The sequence below is a fragment of the Vicinamibacterales bacterium genome, from assembly GCA_036012125.1.
Taxonomy (GTDB): domain Bacteria; phylum Acidobacteriota; class Vicinamibacteria; order Vicinamibacterales; family UBA823; genus UBA11600.
In genome coordinates this window covers 1-14,051 of record DASCOS010000003.1, presented here as the reverse complement: position 1 = coordinate 14,051, position 14,051 = coordinate 1, and the positions used below count along the sequence as shown (strand labels likewise).

Annotated in this window: 11 protein-coding genes; 8 read left to right on the top strand and 3 right to left on the bottom strand. The window is 58.5% G+C overall.

All coding sequences use genetic code 11. From position 1 onward, the window contains the following. Window positions 1-346: 346 nt before the first annotated feature. Window positions 347-1,690 (top strand): DEAD/DEAH box helicase, encoded by a 1,344-nt coding sequence (locus tag QGH09_01275; protein ID HJO16817.1) that lies wholly within the window; start codon window positions 347-349, stop codon window positions 1,688-1,690. 175 nt (window positions 1,691-1,865) lie between these two features. Here QGH09_01275 and QGH09_01270 read toward each other — a convergent pair whose 3' ends face one another. Continuing rightward, window positions 1,866-3,806 (bottom strand): M48 family metallopeptidase, encoded by a 1,941-nt coding sequence (locus tag QGH09_01270; protein ID HJO16816.1) that lies wholly within the window; start codon window positions 3,804-3,806, stop codon window positions 1,866-1,868. Window positions 3,807-3,808: 2 nt separating this feature from the next. Next, entirely contained in the window at window positions 3,809-4,408 is a 600-nt protein-coding gene (locus QGH09_01265) for a LemA family protein (GenBank protein ID HJO16815.1), read from the bottom strand. A gap of 300 nt (window positions 4,409-4,708) precedes the next feature. Between QGH09_01265 and QGH09_01260 the strand changes: the two genes are divergently transcribed. From QGH09_01260 to QGH09_01250, 3 genes are all read left to right on the top strand, one after another. Continuing rightward, the gene (locus tag QGH09_01260; GenBank protein HJO16814.1) at window positions 4,709-5,554 is read left to right on the top strand and encodes an inositol monophosphatase family protein; all 846 of its coding nucleotides are present in this window, start codon (window positions 4,709-4,711) and stop codon (window positions 5,552-5,554) included. After that, window positions 5,538-7,031: an NTP transferase domain-containing protein gene (locus tag QGH09_01255; GenBank protein HJO16813.1), complete on the top strand. Its 1,494-nt coding sequence runs from the start codon at window positions 5,538-5,540 to the stop codon at window positions 7,029-7,031. Before QGH09_01260 ends, QGH09_01255 begins: the two co-directional genes overlap by 17 nt. Window positions 7,032-7,172: 141 nt before the next feature. Continuing rightward, a complete protein-coding gene (locus QGH09_01250; GenBank protein ID HJO16812.1) occupies window positions 7,173-7,850 on the top strand; it encodes a phospholipid scramblase-related protein in 678 nt (225 codons plus the stop codon). 60 nt (window positions 7,851-7,910) lie between these two features. Here the strand turns inward: QGH09_01250 and QGH09_01245 are convergent, their stop codons facing one another. Further along, window positions 7,911-8,663: a VOC family protein gene (locus tag QGH09_01245; GenBank protein ID HJO16811.1), complete on the bottom strand. Its 753-nt coding sequence runs from the start codon at window positions 8,661-8,663 to the stop codon at window positions 7,911-7,913. 368 nt (window positions 8,664-9,031) lie between these two features. Between QGH09_01245 and QGH09_01240 the strand changes: the two genes are divergently transcribed. The 4 genes from QGH09_01240 (at window position 9,032) to QGH09_01225 (ending at window position 13,807) form a co-directional block, all read left to right on the top strand. Then, the gene (locus tag QGH09_01240; protein HJO16810.1) at window positions 9,032-9,994 is read left to right on the top strand and encodes a CbiX/SirB N-terminal domain-containing protein; all 963 of its coding nucleotides are present in this window, start codon (window positions 9,032-9,034) and stop codon (window positions 9,992-9,994) included. Window positions 9,995-10,236: 242 nt separating this feature from the next. Continuing rightward, the gene (locus QGH09_01235) at window positions 10,237-11,379 is read left to right on the top strand and encodes a membrane dipeptidase (GenBank protein ID HJO16809.1); all 1,143 of its coding nucleotides are present in this window, start codon (window positions 10,237-10,239) and stop codon (window positions 11,377-11,379) included. Between the two features lie 315 nt (window positions 11,380-11,694). Continuing rightward, complete coding sequence (locus QGH09_01230; protein HJO16808.1) at window positions 11,695-12,162, top strand: GIY-YIG nuclease family protein; 468 nt, start codon at window positions 11,695-11,697, stop codon at window positions 12,160-12,162. A 517-nt stretch (window positions 12,163-12,679) separates the two neighbouring features. Continuing rightward, window positions 12,680-13,807, top strand: a complete 1,128-nt coding sequence (locus QGH09_01225) for a hypothetical protein (protein HJO16807.1) — start codon at window positions 12,680-12,682, stop codon at window positions 13,805-13,807. Window positions 13,808-14,051: the final 244 nt, after the last annotated feature.

Sequence of the window (14,051 nt, the reverse complement as noted above, 5' to 3'; positions counted from 1 at the left end):
CAGTGGGCGGTTCAACAGTTGTGAGCCCCACCCCCGCGTTGAACCCGCCGCCAACCAGCGGTAGCCTCAGGCCGCGATCAGCGTCTTTCCTTGGATTGTCGGCCTCCACATAAGTGCGAGTCCCCTTGGGGACGCCACTTTCTTCATCTAGCACAACGTGTTAACCTTGTAATCGTAACGGCGATCAGGTTTTCTCCCACCCAGAAGCCCCGCTTAAAGTCAGCGAGTTTTAGGCGACCGTAAGTAACGGGCCTCACCTATTGCCCCAAGCAACGCTTGCAGTTCATGTGAATCAGTAGGCGTAGATGCCCTTGCGTGGGTGAGCGAGGGCTGGAGTGCAAACCGTATGAATTTCACTGAACTTGGCCTGCGTTCTGAAATAGTTCGTGCGATCGCGGGATATAAAACACCCACGTCAATTCAAGAAAAAGCGATTCCTGTAGTTCTTGAAAGTCGAGACCTTATTGCATGTGCTCAGACTGGCACTGGAAAAACTGCCGCATTCCTGTTACCCATCCTTCAGCAATTGTCTATCGGAAGGCCGTCTGTTGGCCCTCGGGCACTGGTCATTGCACCGACCCGCGAGCTAGCTGCACAGATTGGCGATATGACCAAGCGTTACGGAAAACATCTAAACCTCCGGAGTACCGTTGTTTACGGAGGCGTCGGAATGGGTCCGCAAAAACGAAAACTGGTAGGAAAATTGGACCTGTTGATTGCAACTCCTGGACGACTTCTCGACCATATTAGGCGAAAACAGGCACCTCTCAATCACATTCATACCATCGTTTTAGACGAAGCCGACCGGATGCTCGACATGGGATTTCTACCCGATGTCCGTCGCATCCTTTCTGTCTTGCCGAAGAAGCGTCAGAACCTATTTTTTTCAGCAACGATGCCGGGTGAGATCGAAGCCTTAATCCGGCGCACCAGCCGGGAACCGGTGATGGTCGAGGTTGCTCGGCGGGCAACACCAGTCAGTAGCGTCACGCAGGTAGTTCACCCTGTTCCAACGGATCGCAAGAAGGAGTTACTTAAAGCCATTCTAAAGAACAGAAACATGCATCGAACTTTGGTGTTTACTCGCACTAAAGCCCGAGCGAACCAGTTAGCCAAGGTATTAGACAAGTCCGGCCACGCTGCCACGGCCATTCACAGTAATAAGAGTCAGAATGCTAGGATGCGAGCATTGGCACATTTCCGAGACGGAAAGTTTGACATTCTCATCGCGACGGATATCGCTGCCCGCGGTCTTGATGTTGAAGGCATCAGCCACGTCATAAATTTTGAGTTGCCTGATACACCTGAGGACTACATACATCGGATTGGTCGCACAGCCAGAGCCGGCGGCAGCGGTAATGCTATTTCTCTCGTCGCACCTCAGGAACAAAAAAAATTAGCTGCTATCGAGCGACTCAGTAAAAAACCAATCAAACAGGAACCGGTTTCAGGATTTCTTATTACAACGGTTCCTTCGAAATTAAAACCGAGCCGGAAGCTGAAACAACAACCGACAACCCCATCAAGACGAAAGCTCAATAGATCGAAGGATTCCTCGTTTTCACGAAACGGTGAAAAACAGACATTGCGGACTGGCAGAAAGAAATCACACCGGAAAAAGAGAACTCGCAGCCGACAGGAGCGCTGGTTCCGCGATCCTCTCGGGCGTCCGAGCGGGTTGCCCGACTGACCGGGTTCGAAGGACATGGTTCTCGTCTTGTTGTCTACATTGCAACCTGACCGAGTTCACGCCGCAACCTGCGCTTTTCCTTGGAGTATTGGCGTCCACATAAGTGCGATTCCCCTTGGAGACGCCAAATTGGTTGGAGGTTCCGCAATCTCTGACCAGCGGAACGAGGAACATCTCACATGGATAGGAGCGGCGGCATTGGACAGCCCAACGACGCAGATATCGCTCTCAGCAGCTCCGCCTCAGCAATGGTGACCTTCCGGTCGGCGGCGATGCACGCTGCGGCCGCCTGAAGCACCTGTCGCTTGACCCGTGGCGCGGCTTCCTCCAGAACAGTCAGGGCGGCATCAACCGCCTCAAGCCCACACTCTTCGGCCTGTCGGAAACGTGCCTGCGGCAGGGCCACAAGCCGTTTCGCCTGCTCGAATGCCTCTCGAGCCGCAGCCTCGTTCCGATGACCCGTATAGGCCAACGTTGACAGCAACAATTCATAGTGCGGCTGAAGGCGGTATAGTTTGCGGTATCGGACTCGACCAGGCGTGGCGCAGAACCGCTGAACCTCCAAATCGTGCAAGAGGATCCGCTGCAGTGACCATTCGAAGAGGTCGATGGTACGGTCGGCCTCCACCAATTCGACGATGTTTTGCTTGAACTGCTGGTACTGCGCGTCGGTCAAGGCGCGCAGCGCTGACAGCGTGATGTCGACGAGCGGAAGTCGAACCCTCGCGTTGAGTTGCTCGATAAGCGGCAGGAGTTTGAGGGTTTCCTTGCAGACGCCCGGGTCCGCGGCTCTGGACAAGTGTGCGAGCTGGACCTTTCGGGCCTCAGTCCGGCGATCAATCAGTAAGGCATAAATAAGGGCCCGCGCGCCGTACGGCTCGCGGCTGGCATCGATGATCGCCGTGGGCAATTCATCGAGAAGTCCCGCAGCATAATGAAGATGGGCGGTGTTCGGCTGCCCAATGTGGTCGACTGCGCTTGTCACGCTCTGTGCGGCGGCGCCATTGACAGCCTCTGCGCCCGCCAAGCCGGCGACGCCCGCGGCGGAAGGGTGTGGGGCGGAGGCGCTCCCTGTCCGTGGAACCCCCTCGGCAAACTGGCCATTCCACGATGGCTCAAGTTGCCGGATGCGCTCCGCAAGCGGAGGATGGGTGGCTGACAGCCCGCTGAGCCCAGATGTGGCCTGGCCGAAAAACATATGGCTGGCTTCTGGCGCGTTCGGACTCTGGACCGTCGACCCGTTCAGGAATCCGCCAATCCGTTTCAGCGCACCAGCGATGCCTGCCGGCTGGCGGGTAAACTGCACAGCCGAGGCGTCCGCCAGAAACTCACGCTGACGGCTCACCCCCGCCTTAATCAGATTGCCGAAGAATGTTCCAAGGAAGCCAACCGCCATTAGCCCTGCCCCGAGTGCCAGCAGGGCCAGCGGGCTACTATCCCGACTGGATCGCCGCTGCCGATAACTCGAAAACGCCGAGACCCGAAACATGAAATAGCCCAATATGCCAATAATGAGGATCCCGTTCAGGAGACCGATCAAACGGATATTGAGACACATGTCCCCATTGAGAATGTGGCTGAATTCATGCGCAATCACACCCTGAAGCTCGTCGCGCGGCAGCCGCTCAACCGCGCCGCGTGTCACACCAATCACAGCGTCGTTGATCGTGAACCCTGCCGCGAAGGCATTGATCCCTTCTTCTTCATCTAGGAGATAGACTGGCGGTGCTGGTGTGCCGGACGCGATCGCCATCTCCTCGACGACGTTTAACAGCTGCCGCTCGGCTGGAACCGAGGTGTCGGGGTTGAGTCGCCGACCGCCGAGTTCGTCCGCGATGACCCGACCTCCGGCCCTGAGCTGCGCAATCTTAAACAGGGTTCCGCCGCCCACCACAACCAACGTGCCCACAACGGCAATGCCCACCAGCTGCAGGTCACCAGTAAGCGACCAGTCGATTGCCCCGGTTTCGGGATCTCGACTCAGGTAGCCCATCGTTACCGCAAGGAGCAGGTAGATTGACACCATGATCGCCAGCACGGCGAGCACGAACAAGAGCACGAGGCGGCCCGTGTTGCGCCTAGCGATGTCTTGACGCTCGAAGAAGTCTGTCGCCATTTTTAAAACGAGATCTTGGGCATGTCTTGAATCCGTTCGCTCTCGAACTCCAGTAGCGCGGCGTCCTGTGCGTGTCCAAACATGCCGGCGAACATGACAGTGGGAAACGTCTGCCGGTAGGTGTTGTAGGTCGTCACGCCATCATTAAAGGCCTGTCTCGCGAACGCGACTTTGTTCTCGGTCGATGTCAGCTCTTCACTGAGTTGCATCATGTTCTGATTCGCTTTCAAGTCCGGGTAGCTCTCAGCCAACGCAAACAGTCGACCCATAGCGCCGGTCAGCATACCCTCGGCACCGGCCAGCCCCCGGATCGCCTCCGCGTTGCCGGGATCCTGGGCGGCTTTCTGCAGACCACCAACAGCCTGATTTCTGGCACTGATCACCGCTTCGAGCGTCTCGCGCTCATGTTTCATGTAGCCCTTGGCGGTTTCCACGAGATTCGGAATCAGATCGTAACGCCGCTTGAGCTGGACCTCGATCTGCGCGAACGCGTTCTTGTAGCGATTCCTATACGTGATGAGCTTGTTGAAGATACCCATTACCATCGCGGCCAGCGCGACAATAAGAACAAGCACGATCACAAGAATGAGAATGGGCGTCATAGCGGACCTCCACCACACGTGGATGAGCGAGTGTACGGCGATTCGACTTTGCGAGTATAATAGTTCAGGTTTAGTACCCGCGCGACGTGACCGACCGTGGTCACGTCCTCGAGCACCAGCCTTACGGCGCCCGCCTTAAACTCACCTGTGAAGCGCCGACGCAACCATCTCGGCCTCTGTGGTTCAGTTGCAGAGGTTCAGGCATTCGTAGACCACGTAAGGCTCTGAATCCGGGAAGACTTTGCCCCCCAACAGGGAAGAGATCCCTGTTCGCAGAGCGAAGAAGGAAAATAAGGACCCATGTCTAACCTCGTGGAACCGCGGGAGATGGATGCACGGGTTGATGACGTTCCACGCATGTTGCGTCACATTCACGAGAGCGTCCACGACCATCTGGGTACCGAGACCATCCGGACCCATCTTCCGCTACGAAAGAACGCTAAGGGGGATGCCCAGCAGCCCTATGACGTCGCCGCTGATGCCATCATCCTGCGCGTTCTGGAGACGCATGTCGGTAGCGGAATTCTTTGGTCCGAGGAATCTGGCGAGGTCCGATTTGGGGACGGGCGTCCCCTCTATCGCTTTGTCGTCGACCCAGTGGATGGGTCCGACAACTGGGGGCGTGGACTACCGCTCTCTGCGGTGAGCGTCGCCGTCCTGCCCACGGACAGTCCGATCACGCCCGCCCGCGTCTGCTGGGCCATGGTCGGCGACCTACGTGAACGCCTCCCGCTTACGGCCAGCCGCGGTAACGGCGGGTACCATGGGTCCCGGCGAATCTGCACCTCCGGAGTGCAGACGCTGTCTACCGCCTTTCTGTCGTGTGAGCTCAATCATTTTGATCCACCGCCATCGGTCGGTAGACTCCTGCAGCGCGCACGGGGCGTGCGCGCCTATGGCTGCGCCTCGCAGGCCATGACGATGGTGGCTACCGGCGCGCTCGACGTGCATGTGGATCTCCGTGGTCGACTAACCCCGGAGAATTTTCTGGCAGCGGCCCTCATTCTCGAAGAATCGGGAGGATGTGTCGTAACCACTGACGGGCAACCCCTTCACCAGGTCGACTCGCTGATCTCCAAAACGAATCTGATCGCGGCCGCCACGGCGGAGTTGGCCCAAGAGGTCGTAGATGCACTGGTCGAATAATCGCGGTTCTAAAACTAACGTGCCGTGCTGCGTCATTCTCGCAGCGGGAGAAGGTCGACGATTGGCTATGCCCGAGAAGGGCCCTAAGCCCACGCACAAAGTTCTGGGACTCTCGCTTGGCGAGCGGACCATCCTGGCTTGCATGGCAGCCGGCGTGAGCCGGTTCATTGTCGTGCTCGGTTCTCAGGCGGAAGCCGTACGAGCCCACTTCGCAGAGGTGTCAATGCGACGAGGGTGCGACGTCGAATTCGTCGTGGCGGCCGACTGGCACCTCGGCAACGGCATAAGCGCCCTCGCGGCCAAGGATTCCATCTTGGACGACCGCTTTCTGCTGGTCATGGCTGACCACCTAGTCTCGACCGCGCTCATCCAACAGGTGTTGCATACCGCACTCTGCGATCGCGAGGTGTGCCTGGCCGTCGATCAAAATACTACACGCGTGTTCGATCCGGATGATGCCACCAAAGTCCAGTTCAAACACGGCACAATCGAGTGCATTGGCAAACATCTCGACGTGTGGAATGCCGTCGATACCGGCGTCTTCCTCGCAACTCCAGCACTCTTCGACGCCCTCGCCGACGCGGCCGCGCAGGGCCAGTACACGCTCAGCCACGGGATCGAGAAACTCGCCGAAATCGGCAAAGCGCGCGCGGTGGACGTAAGCGGTCAGCTATGGCTGGATGTCGATACGCCGGACAGCATCCGAGAGGCAAAACGTCGCCTCCTCGGGTCCTTGGGCAAGAACGGCGCCGATGGCTTTATCTCGACCCATGTCAACCGCCGTTTATCGATCCCACTCTCGGCTCTCCTGGTACGTACACCCATCACTCCCACCCAGATTACGCTAGGTAGTTTCTTCATCGCACTGGTGGGAGCGGCGTTCTTTACCGTCGATCAGCTTTGGGCCAGCATCGTTGCGGCGTGTCTGGTGCAACTCTCGTCCGTGGTCGACGGGTGCGATGGCGAAGTGGCCCGCCTCCGACACCTAGCAACATCGCACGGCGCTTGGCTCGACACGATGCTCGACCGGTATGCGGACACGGCCGTGGTCATGGCCATCACGTTGGGGTATGGAGCCGGACACCCGGGCGCTCTTCCCTGGCTTGGTGGGCTGGCGGCGAGCACAGGGTTTCTGTTGGCGAGCTACTCGACGAAGGAGTTCGCCCTCACGCACGGCGTTCCTTACCCGAACAACGTGCTCAATAGGTTGAAGCGCCGCGACCTGCGGCTGCTCGTGATGTGCTGTGGCGGAGTGGTGGGATACCCGTATCATGCCATGGTCGTAATGGGCCTCGTCACCCATGCCCTGGTCGTGGGAATCCTCGTCAACGGGTGGAGACTGCGGTCGGGGGATGCCCGGCCGGCGCTCGTTTCTAGCCCTCATGCCTTCCCCCGCCGTAGGGAAACCGCTGACGCCGGACCGGATCGCCGAAGCCCAATACCAGACCCACGAGCGGGAAGCCGCGGAGCCGCGTGAGCCGTAAGTCCCCACGTTGAACCCTCCACCAGCCAGCGGTAACCTAAGGCCGCGATCTCTATCGTTCCTTGATTTTTTCGAGTCCACATAAGTGCGAGTCCCCTTGGGGACCCAAAGTTAGTTGGAAGCTGCCACCCCGCGTTGAACCCGCCATCAATCACCGATAGGATCGGCGTCTACATTGACATCGACATCGTCACGAAGAAAGGGACGCCAGTGGACAAACTCGGGGTCGTATCCGAGGTCGTGATTATCCAAGAGAAGGAGCTTGGTGAGGCCCTTACGGGATTCGAGCGTAGGAACCGTTATGCCGTGCGCGACCCAGCAGGTAACAAGCTGTACACGGCGGTCGAGACCGGCAACTCGTGGATAGGACGGCAGTTCCTAAAAGCGAATCGACCGTTCACGGTAGAGCTGTCCGACCCCTCCGACACCGACGTCGCAAGCAGTGTATTGCGCGTCGAGCGGCCTTTCCGCTGGTACTTTCACGAGGTATCGGTAACGGATACGAGTGGTCGCCTGCTTGGGTCGCTGCGGCGAGAGTTCTCACTGCTGCACCGCATCTATTCCGCTACAACGCCGTCTGGTGACAAGAGCTACTCGCTGCTTGGACGGTTACTGCGCCCGTGGACGTTCGAAATTCGTAAGCATGGGCAACCCGGAGGCATGATCAGAAAGAAGTGGAGCGGCGTTTTCAGAGAAGCTCTCACCGATGCGGACACTTTTTCATTGGAGTTCGACCCGAGCATGAACGTCGATGAAAAGGCGTTCTTTCTTGGCGCCGTATTCTTAATCGACTTCGTACATTTCGAGTGCTAGCAAAAAGAAAGCACCCCAAGACATTATCCACCGAGCCACATGCTCGCCGACGCCGCGCAGTTATGCGAGGGCAACCGAACCGTGTGGGGTATCCAGTTGTGCGGTGAGTTGTGCCGTCGGCCCCGGCTCGACCCGCAGGGACAGTCCCAAGGCTTCCAGTAAGGCGTTCAGCCGACTGGCCTCAGGATGGTGCAATGTGAGTAACTGGAGCGTGCCGCCTTGCGGTGCATCGCCACTCGGATGCGGCACTCCCTTGCCCCATTCGATGACATAGGGAATGACGTCACCCTGGTGACCTGCGATATATAAATTTCGCCAACGCAGCATAACCCCGTCTGGCCGTTCCCTCGCGCCGTCTCGAATTTCGTCAACCGTTTCACCAGCCCCCTGCACCTGCCTTGCGAGTGCATCCACGTTCTCACCAAGCGCACACCACGTCATCAGGCGTGGCGTCTGGAGTTGTTTGAGCAACGTCACGCGCGGTGTGTCCACGTGCGGCTGCTTCGGGTCCGGGGCCAAGACCTCGATATATTGTCGTGTGCCCAGTGCCAAGATCCCGTTCCGGGTTCCGCGATTCGGATGACTTCCACCGACCGCAGCCCGAACTCCGGTCAGCCGCTCCAAGTGGGCAATGCCGTCTTCCAAGTCCGCGACACCCCAGATCAAATGATCCACATCAGGCATGGGTGGCGTGGGCTGTCCCCTCACCAGATTTTCTCCGTACACGAACGGCGCTAGAAGACTGCCTGCAACGACTGTGGTGGCTTCAAGCCACTTGCGACGCGTTAGCTTGTGCATAATTCGTGTCTTCATCAAATTAGCATATCGTTAAAACAAAACGGCCTGAGAGAACCGTCGCCATCGCCACCCTTTGTCATAATTGATTGTTCCGTCTGTTTTCGGCGTCCACATAAGTGCGAGTCGCCTTGGGGCGCCAATTCGGTGAGAATCTTCCGGTCCGCTTGAGGTGAAATCCCCCGCATTGAACAACCGGGCCTGGAGGCGTAGGGACAAGGACGAGACCTATTGACTAGAGCTACCACTCAAGTGTAAACTCCTCAAATGATATTGAGATTCAATCTCATTATAGCCCAGTTCGCATTTGCCACCTAAAAAATGCCCGCGGCACCATCATCATACCCAACAAATAGGGCTCTTCCGCCGGCAGAAGGAAAAACAACGTGTTTAGCGTAATCCGAGGCCGAATACAACCCGCTGTACTTATACTCGCCATCTTCGCGCTGGCCACAGGGTATAGCCCACCCCACAAATTCTCGACGCGGCAGCCCACGCTCCCGGTGAATGAAGCGCCCGGAACAAGCGAGGGCATCCTACTGTTGGCCCATGGCGGCAAGCCTGACTGGAATGCAGCCGTGGAGGTGGTAGCCCAGGAGCTGCGAACCCAAACCCCGACGGAAGTAGCCTTTGGGATGGCCGACCGGTCGGCGATACAGAGGGCAATCGATTTGCTCAGCGATCAAGGGGTCACTAGCGTGGTGGCTGTGCCTCTGTTCATCTCGTCGTACAGCGTGGTCATCACCTCAACCGAATACTTGCTGGGACTGCGCGAGACAGCTCCGCCGGAACTGCAGATGCTGGCGCGGATGGTTCACGGCATGGCGGCCCACCCAACCGATCATCATGAGGCAGCGCTGGGAACTAAGCCGGTTGATGGTCACCTGCCGGTCCGAATGGTCCCCGCGTTCGATCACCATGCCATCATCGGAGACATACTCCGGGACCGTGCTGAGGACATGAGCCAGTCACCGGAAAAGGAAGCGGTCATCCTGGTGGCGCATGGACCGAATGACTCCGAGGCCAACGTCAAATGGCTCGCCAATATGGCCATCTTGGGTCAGCACATTGAACCTAGTGGTTTCCAGAGAGTCGAGTACATGACTGTGCGGGATGACGCCGACGCGTCCGTTCAGGCCCAGGCAACGGCGGAGCTGCGACACCGCATTACGCTGGCACGAGCGCAAGGTCTCGTTCCACTGGTCGTCCCCCACGTGCTGTCGTACGGTGGTATTGAACAAGGGATACACAAGCGGCTGGCCGGCTTGGAGTACCGCATGGCGTCCTCAGGACTGCTGCCGGACCCAAGGATCGTTGCCTGGGTGAAGGCGGTCGTTTCTGGACAGTGAGGTGCCCGTCGGCGTCCGCTGGAGACCCTGGCGGGCTTCGCCTACGTTCAACCTCATGAAATAGAGCGTGTTGACGTGTATCGAGGGGATGTTCCCCTCACGCCCCCGCGTGGGGCATACCCTCGCGTTGAACCCGCCACCGGTCAACGGTAGAATTGCCCCCCCCCAGCAAGATCGTCGTCGGAGGGACTCTATGACCAATTGTGGCAAACAGTTCACTGCCTTCCACCCGGAGATATTCTATGAACCGACGTCAATTCCTCGCTAACGTCGGCATGGGCGCGGTCGCGTCCGGCCCTGTCCTCCGTGCGCAAACCGGCCAATCGGCCACCGACACACCCGATGAGATCTACCAGCGCACCTACGCCATCGACGCGATGTGCTTTGCCGCCGCGCCGCCGCGCACCTACGTCCAATACCTGACCGACGAGAAGATCGCCGCGCTCCGAACGTCCGGCATCACGGCGATGGCAATGAATATGACGGCGAACTTCGCTGAACTAAGCCTTGCCGACAGCCTGTTCGCTGCGGTCAGAGACCGGATCAACACATGGGACCGATTCATCGTTGACCACAGCGACGTATTCGTGAAGGTCACTACCATGGCCGGGCTGGACGCCGTGAAGCGCTCCGGAAAAGTTGGTTTCATCTACTGCTTTCAGATGAGTGCCCCATTTGGCTGGGACCTTGACAAGCTCAGGACGTATGCGGACATGGGCGTCCGGCAGATCCAGTTTGTCGATGGGCGCCGCAACTACCTAGCAGACTCCTGCTGGGAACGTGCGAATGCCGGACTGAGCCAGTTCGGCTTCGACGTCGTTGCCGCACTCAACGAGCGCGGTGTGATCGTCGACCTGTCACACGTCGGCGAGCAGTCAGCCCTCGACGCGATCCTGGCGTCAAGCGCGCCGGTGATCTTTTCGCACTCGGGCTGTTTCACCCTGTGCCCGCATCCGAGAAACGTGAGCGATCGAAACATCAGGACCATGGCAAACCGAGGCGGCGTCTTCTGCGTCTACAACCAGAGCGGGTGGCTCACGCAGGACCCGACCATTTCGATCGACCATTTCATCGCCCACCTCGAACACGTCCTGAACCTGTGCGGGGAAGACCATGTCGGCGTTGGCACGGATCAAGACGCCGTAAACATGACCGCCATGCGCCCGGACGAAGTCGAGCGGCACCAAGCAACCTTCAACCGCAGACGCACAGATTTCCCGCAGTTAGCCTGGCGCATAAGACACATGCGTGTACCTGAACTTAGTCACCCGCAGCGCCTGCTGCACTTGGTGCAGGCGCTCGACCAGCGGGGCTACCGGACTGGCACAATCGAGAAGATTATCGGCGGGAATTACGTTCGCGTCTTTCGCGAAGTCGTTGGTTGACCGGGCTACAACTGCGTCTAAACTAGACTCGGCGAGTGGGTCTCGCTCACTCCCCGACAGTATCGGGGTCGATGGGTGGTGAGCGCAACCTCGCCGGACTATCGGGCCACCGGTAGACTCAGGCCGCGATCAACGCCTTTCCTTGGATTTTCGACGTCCACGTAAGTGCGAGTCCCCTTGAGGACACGTCCTAAATTCGAACTCGCGCTTGCCACGATAGTCACCATGACCCTCACGATACTGCGTTCCTGTTCTTGTAGAGCTCGTGACCAACACGATCTACTATTAGGTTCAACGATCGAGAGAGCGTCCAACATGAAGCCTGACCAAGCATCGAAAGTGGCCTTACCAAGGTCACCCGGGACCTACGTTCTAATCCTCCAGGCATCCGCCCGCAAGCATTTCAGGATCGGCAAACTTGGAATGATTGAAATTCATCCCGGGTACTATCTCTATGTCGGCAGTGCTCGAGGCCCAGGTGGCTTGGCAGCCAGGGTGAGCCGCCATCGTGGCCGAATCCGGTCTCGGCACTGGCATATTGACTATCTGCTTTGCCATACCGAATTTCGAGAAGTGTGGTTCATGCGGAGTTCAGCAGTCCTTGAACACCAGTGGGCAGCCGTTCTGGAGGTCGAAGAGTCCTACGAGATTCCTCAAACCGGTTTCGGATCTTCGGATTGCAATTGCAGCTCCCATCTATTCTCGACCTCTCGTCCTCCTCGGCTATCAACGTTTCGCGAATCTGTTCAAGCTTGGTCCGGAGGCTCACCCGAGCGGTTATGAGGCAGTTCGAGCCGCGCTCTGGAAAGTCGCTAGTAAGGCGTAAGTCCAGCCGCACGCATTGATCCCGCCCCCGCCCAAGGGTAGCCTCAGGCCACACTCCGCACTTCCCCGCGTATTCTCGGCGTCCACATAAGTGCGAGCCCCTTGGGGACGCCAAATTGGTTTGAAACTGCCCCACTCGCCTGACACCGTCACCCCGCGCTTAACGTGCCAATCTGCCGACGGAACTGGAAGAACGGCCCGACGAAGAAATCAGGCTATGCGAAGAGGGTTAAGCGTAATAAGGACCCGATCCGGCGTAGAATCATGGAAGTCGTGGCAGTGTCCGAAATGGGCTGACCCTTCTGATGCTGCCTATTCTCATGCCGGCGTACCATCAAGGAAAGAGGGCATTATGAGTTCATTGTCTCGGAGTTCCAAGCTCCTGACGCTGGCTGCAGTGCTTGGAGTAGTCTCGACTACGGGGTGTGCACCGCAGGACACGCCGTCAAGAAGCGAAGCTGACGCCGTGAGCAGCATGCAAGAAGGCTCGCTGGTGCATGACGGGCAGGAACTATTCGGCCATTACTACCAGCCTGAGCCGTTCCCACAGCCTCTGCCGGACGATCTCCACTCACACGAGGGCTGGACCTGGGGGTCCATGGCGGCGGTCTTCGCTGAGAGCCAGGATCGAATTTGGATTGCCATGCGGGGAGAGCTCCCGCTCCCGGAGGGGGCAGAACCGTGGACACCCTACTCTCTCCTGAACCCCTCACGCGGAAACGCCCCACCTACAGACGACAACGGACGTCGCGGATATGAGCGCCGGTATCTGCACGTCATGATCGCCGTGAATTCCGAAGGAGAGCTGGTTGAGTACTGGCCCCAGCATGACGAGTTCTTCGACGTCCGGGGCGGCCGGGGACCTCACAAGATCAAGATGAGTCCTTACGACGACGAAAAACACATCTGGGTCGTCGACGATAACCTCCACGAGATCCACAAGTTCACATACGACGGGGAGCTGGTGCTCACGCATGGAGAACGGGGCGTGTCCGGACGCGGACCGAACAACTTCTCGCGCCCAACGGATATCGCCTGGCTGCCGGACGGAACCTACTTCATCAGCGACGGCTACGTCGGCACCCGCGTAGCGAAGTTTGACGCCGACGACAATTTCATCATGGATTGGGGCCAAGCCCCGGTTGATCCAGCCAACCCGGGTCCCAACGAATTCAACACCGTACACGCCATCGCAATCAGCGAGGACCGATCGGTCTACGTCTCGGATCGGGCTCATGGCAGGGTCCAGGTGTTCGACGAGAACGGGAACTTCCAGTTCATGTTCCCGACCGGCCCGCGTGGGAAGTCTCTTCCGTATGCGATCGAGATCTTTCGCGATCCGACGGGAGAGGAGTTCCTCTGGGTCGCGGACGGCGTTGCGAACCGAATGCTCAAGTACGATCTGAAAGGGAACTACCTCTACGGGTGGGGCACCCCTGGCAGCGATTACGGGCATTTCAACGGCCCGCATTCGATCACCACCGACCAGGACGGCAACCTGTACATTGCCGAAGTGTTTAGCGGCCGGGTGCAAAAGTTCGTCCCGAGGCCCGGTGCCGACTCTGCCAAGCTGGTGGGACAGCAATTGCGTGAGTGGAACTGAGGTCGATCAGGACACCGAAGCTTAGCGTCTCGGCCGCGAGTGGGGGGGCACCCGCCCGGCGGGAGACTCAGGCCGCAATCCGCACTTGCCCGTGTATTTTCGGCGTCCACATAAGTGCGAGTCCCCTTGGGGACGCCACTCTATGAGGTACAAGCTCCTGAGGTCTCCGGGAGTTTTTCCTTGGCTTACGAATCCGCGCCTGGAGTCTCATCTCTCAAAACATCCGGCTGCAGGTGCCACTCAA

Excerpts from the sequence above, each read along its gene's own strand:
- QGH09_01275 (HJO16817.1), top strand. The coding sequence starts at position 347 with ATGAATTTCACTGAACTTGGCCTGCGTTCTGAAATAGTTCGTGCGATC.
- QGH09_01270 (HJO16816.1), bottom strand. The coding sequence starts at position 3,806 with ATGGCGACAGACTTCTTCGAGCGTCAAGACATCGCTAGGCGCAACACG.
- QGH09_01265 (HJO16815.1), bottom strand. The coding sequence starts at position 4,408 with ATGACGCCCATTCTCATTCTTGTGATCGTGCTTGTTCTTATTGTCGCG.
- QGH09_01260 (HJO16814.1), top strand. The coding sequence starts at position 4,709 with ATGTCTAACCTCGTGGAACCGCGGGAGATGGATGCACGGGTTGATGAC.
- QGH09_01255 (HJO16813.1), top strand. The coding sequence starts at position 5,538 with ATGCACTGGTCGAATAATCGCGGTTCTAAAACTAACGTGCCGTGCTGC.
- QGH09_01245 (HJO16811.1), bottom strand. The coding sequence starts at position 8,663 with ATGAAGACACGAATTATGCACAAGCTAACGCGTCGCAAGTGGCTTGAA.
- QGH09_01235 (HJO16809.1), top strand. The coding sequence starts at position 10,237 with ATGAACCGACGTCAATTCCTCGCTAACGTCGGCATGGGCGCGGTCGCG.
- QGH09_01230 (HJO16808.1), top strand. The coding sequence starts at position 11,695 with ATGAAGCCTGACCAAGCATCGAAAGTGGCCTTACCAAGGTCACCCGGG.
- QGH09_01225 (HJO16807.1), top strand. The coding sequence starts at position 12,680 with ATGCAAGAAGGCTCGCTGGTGCATGACGGGCAGGAACTATTCGGCCAT.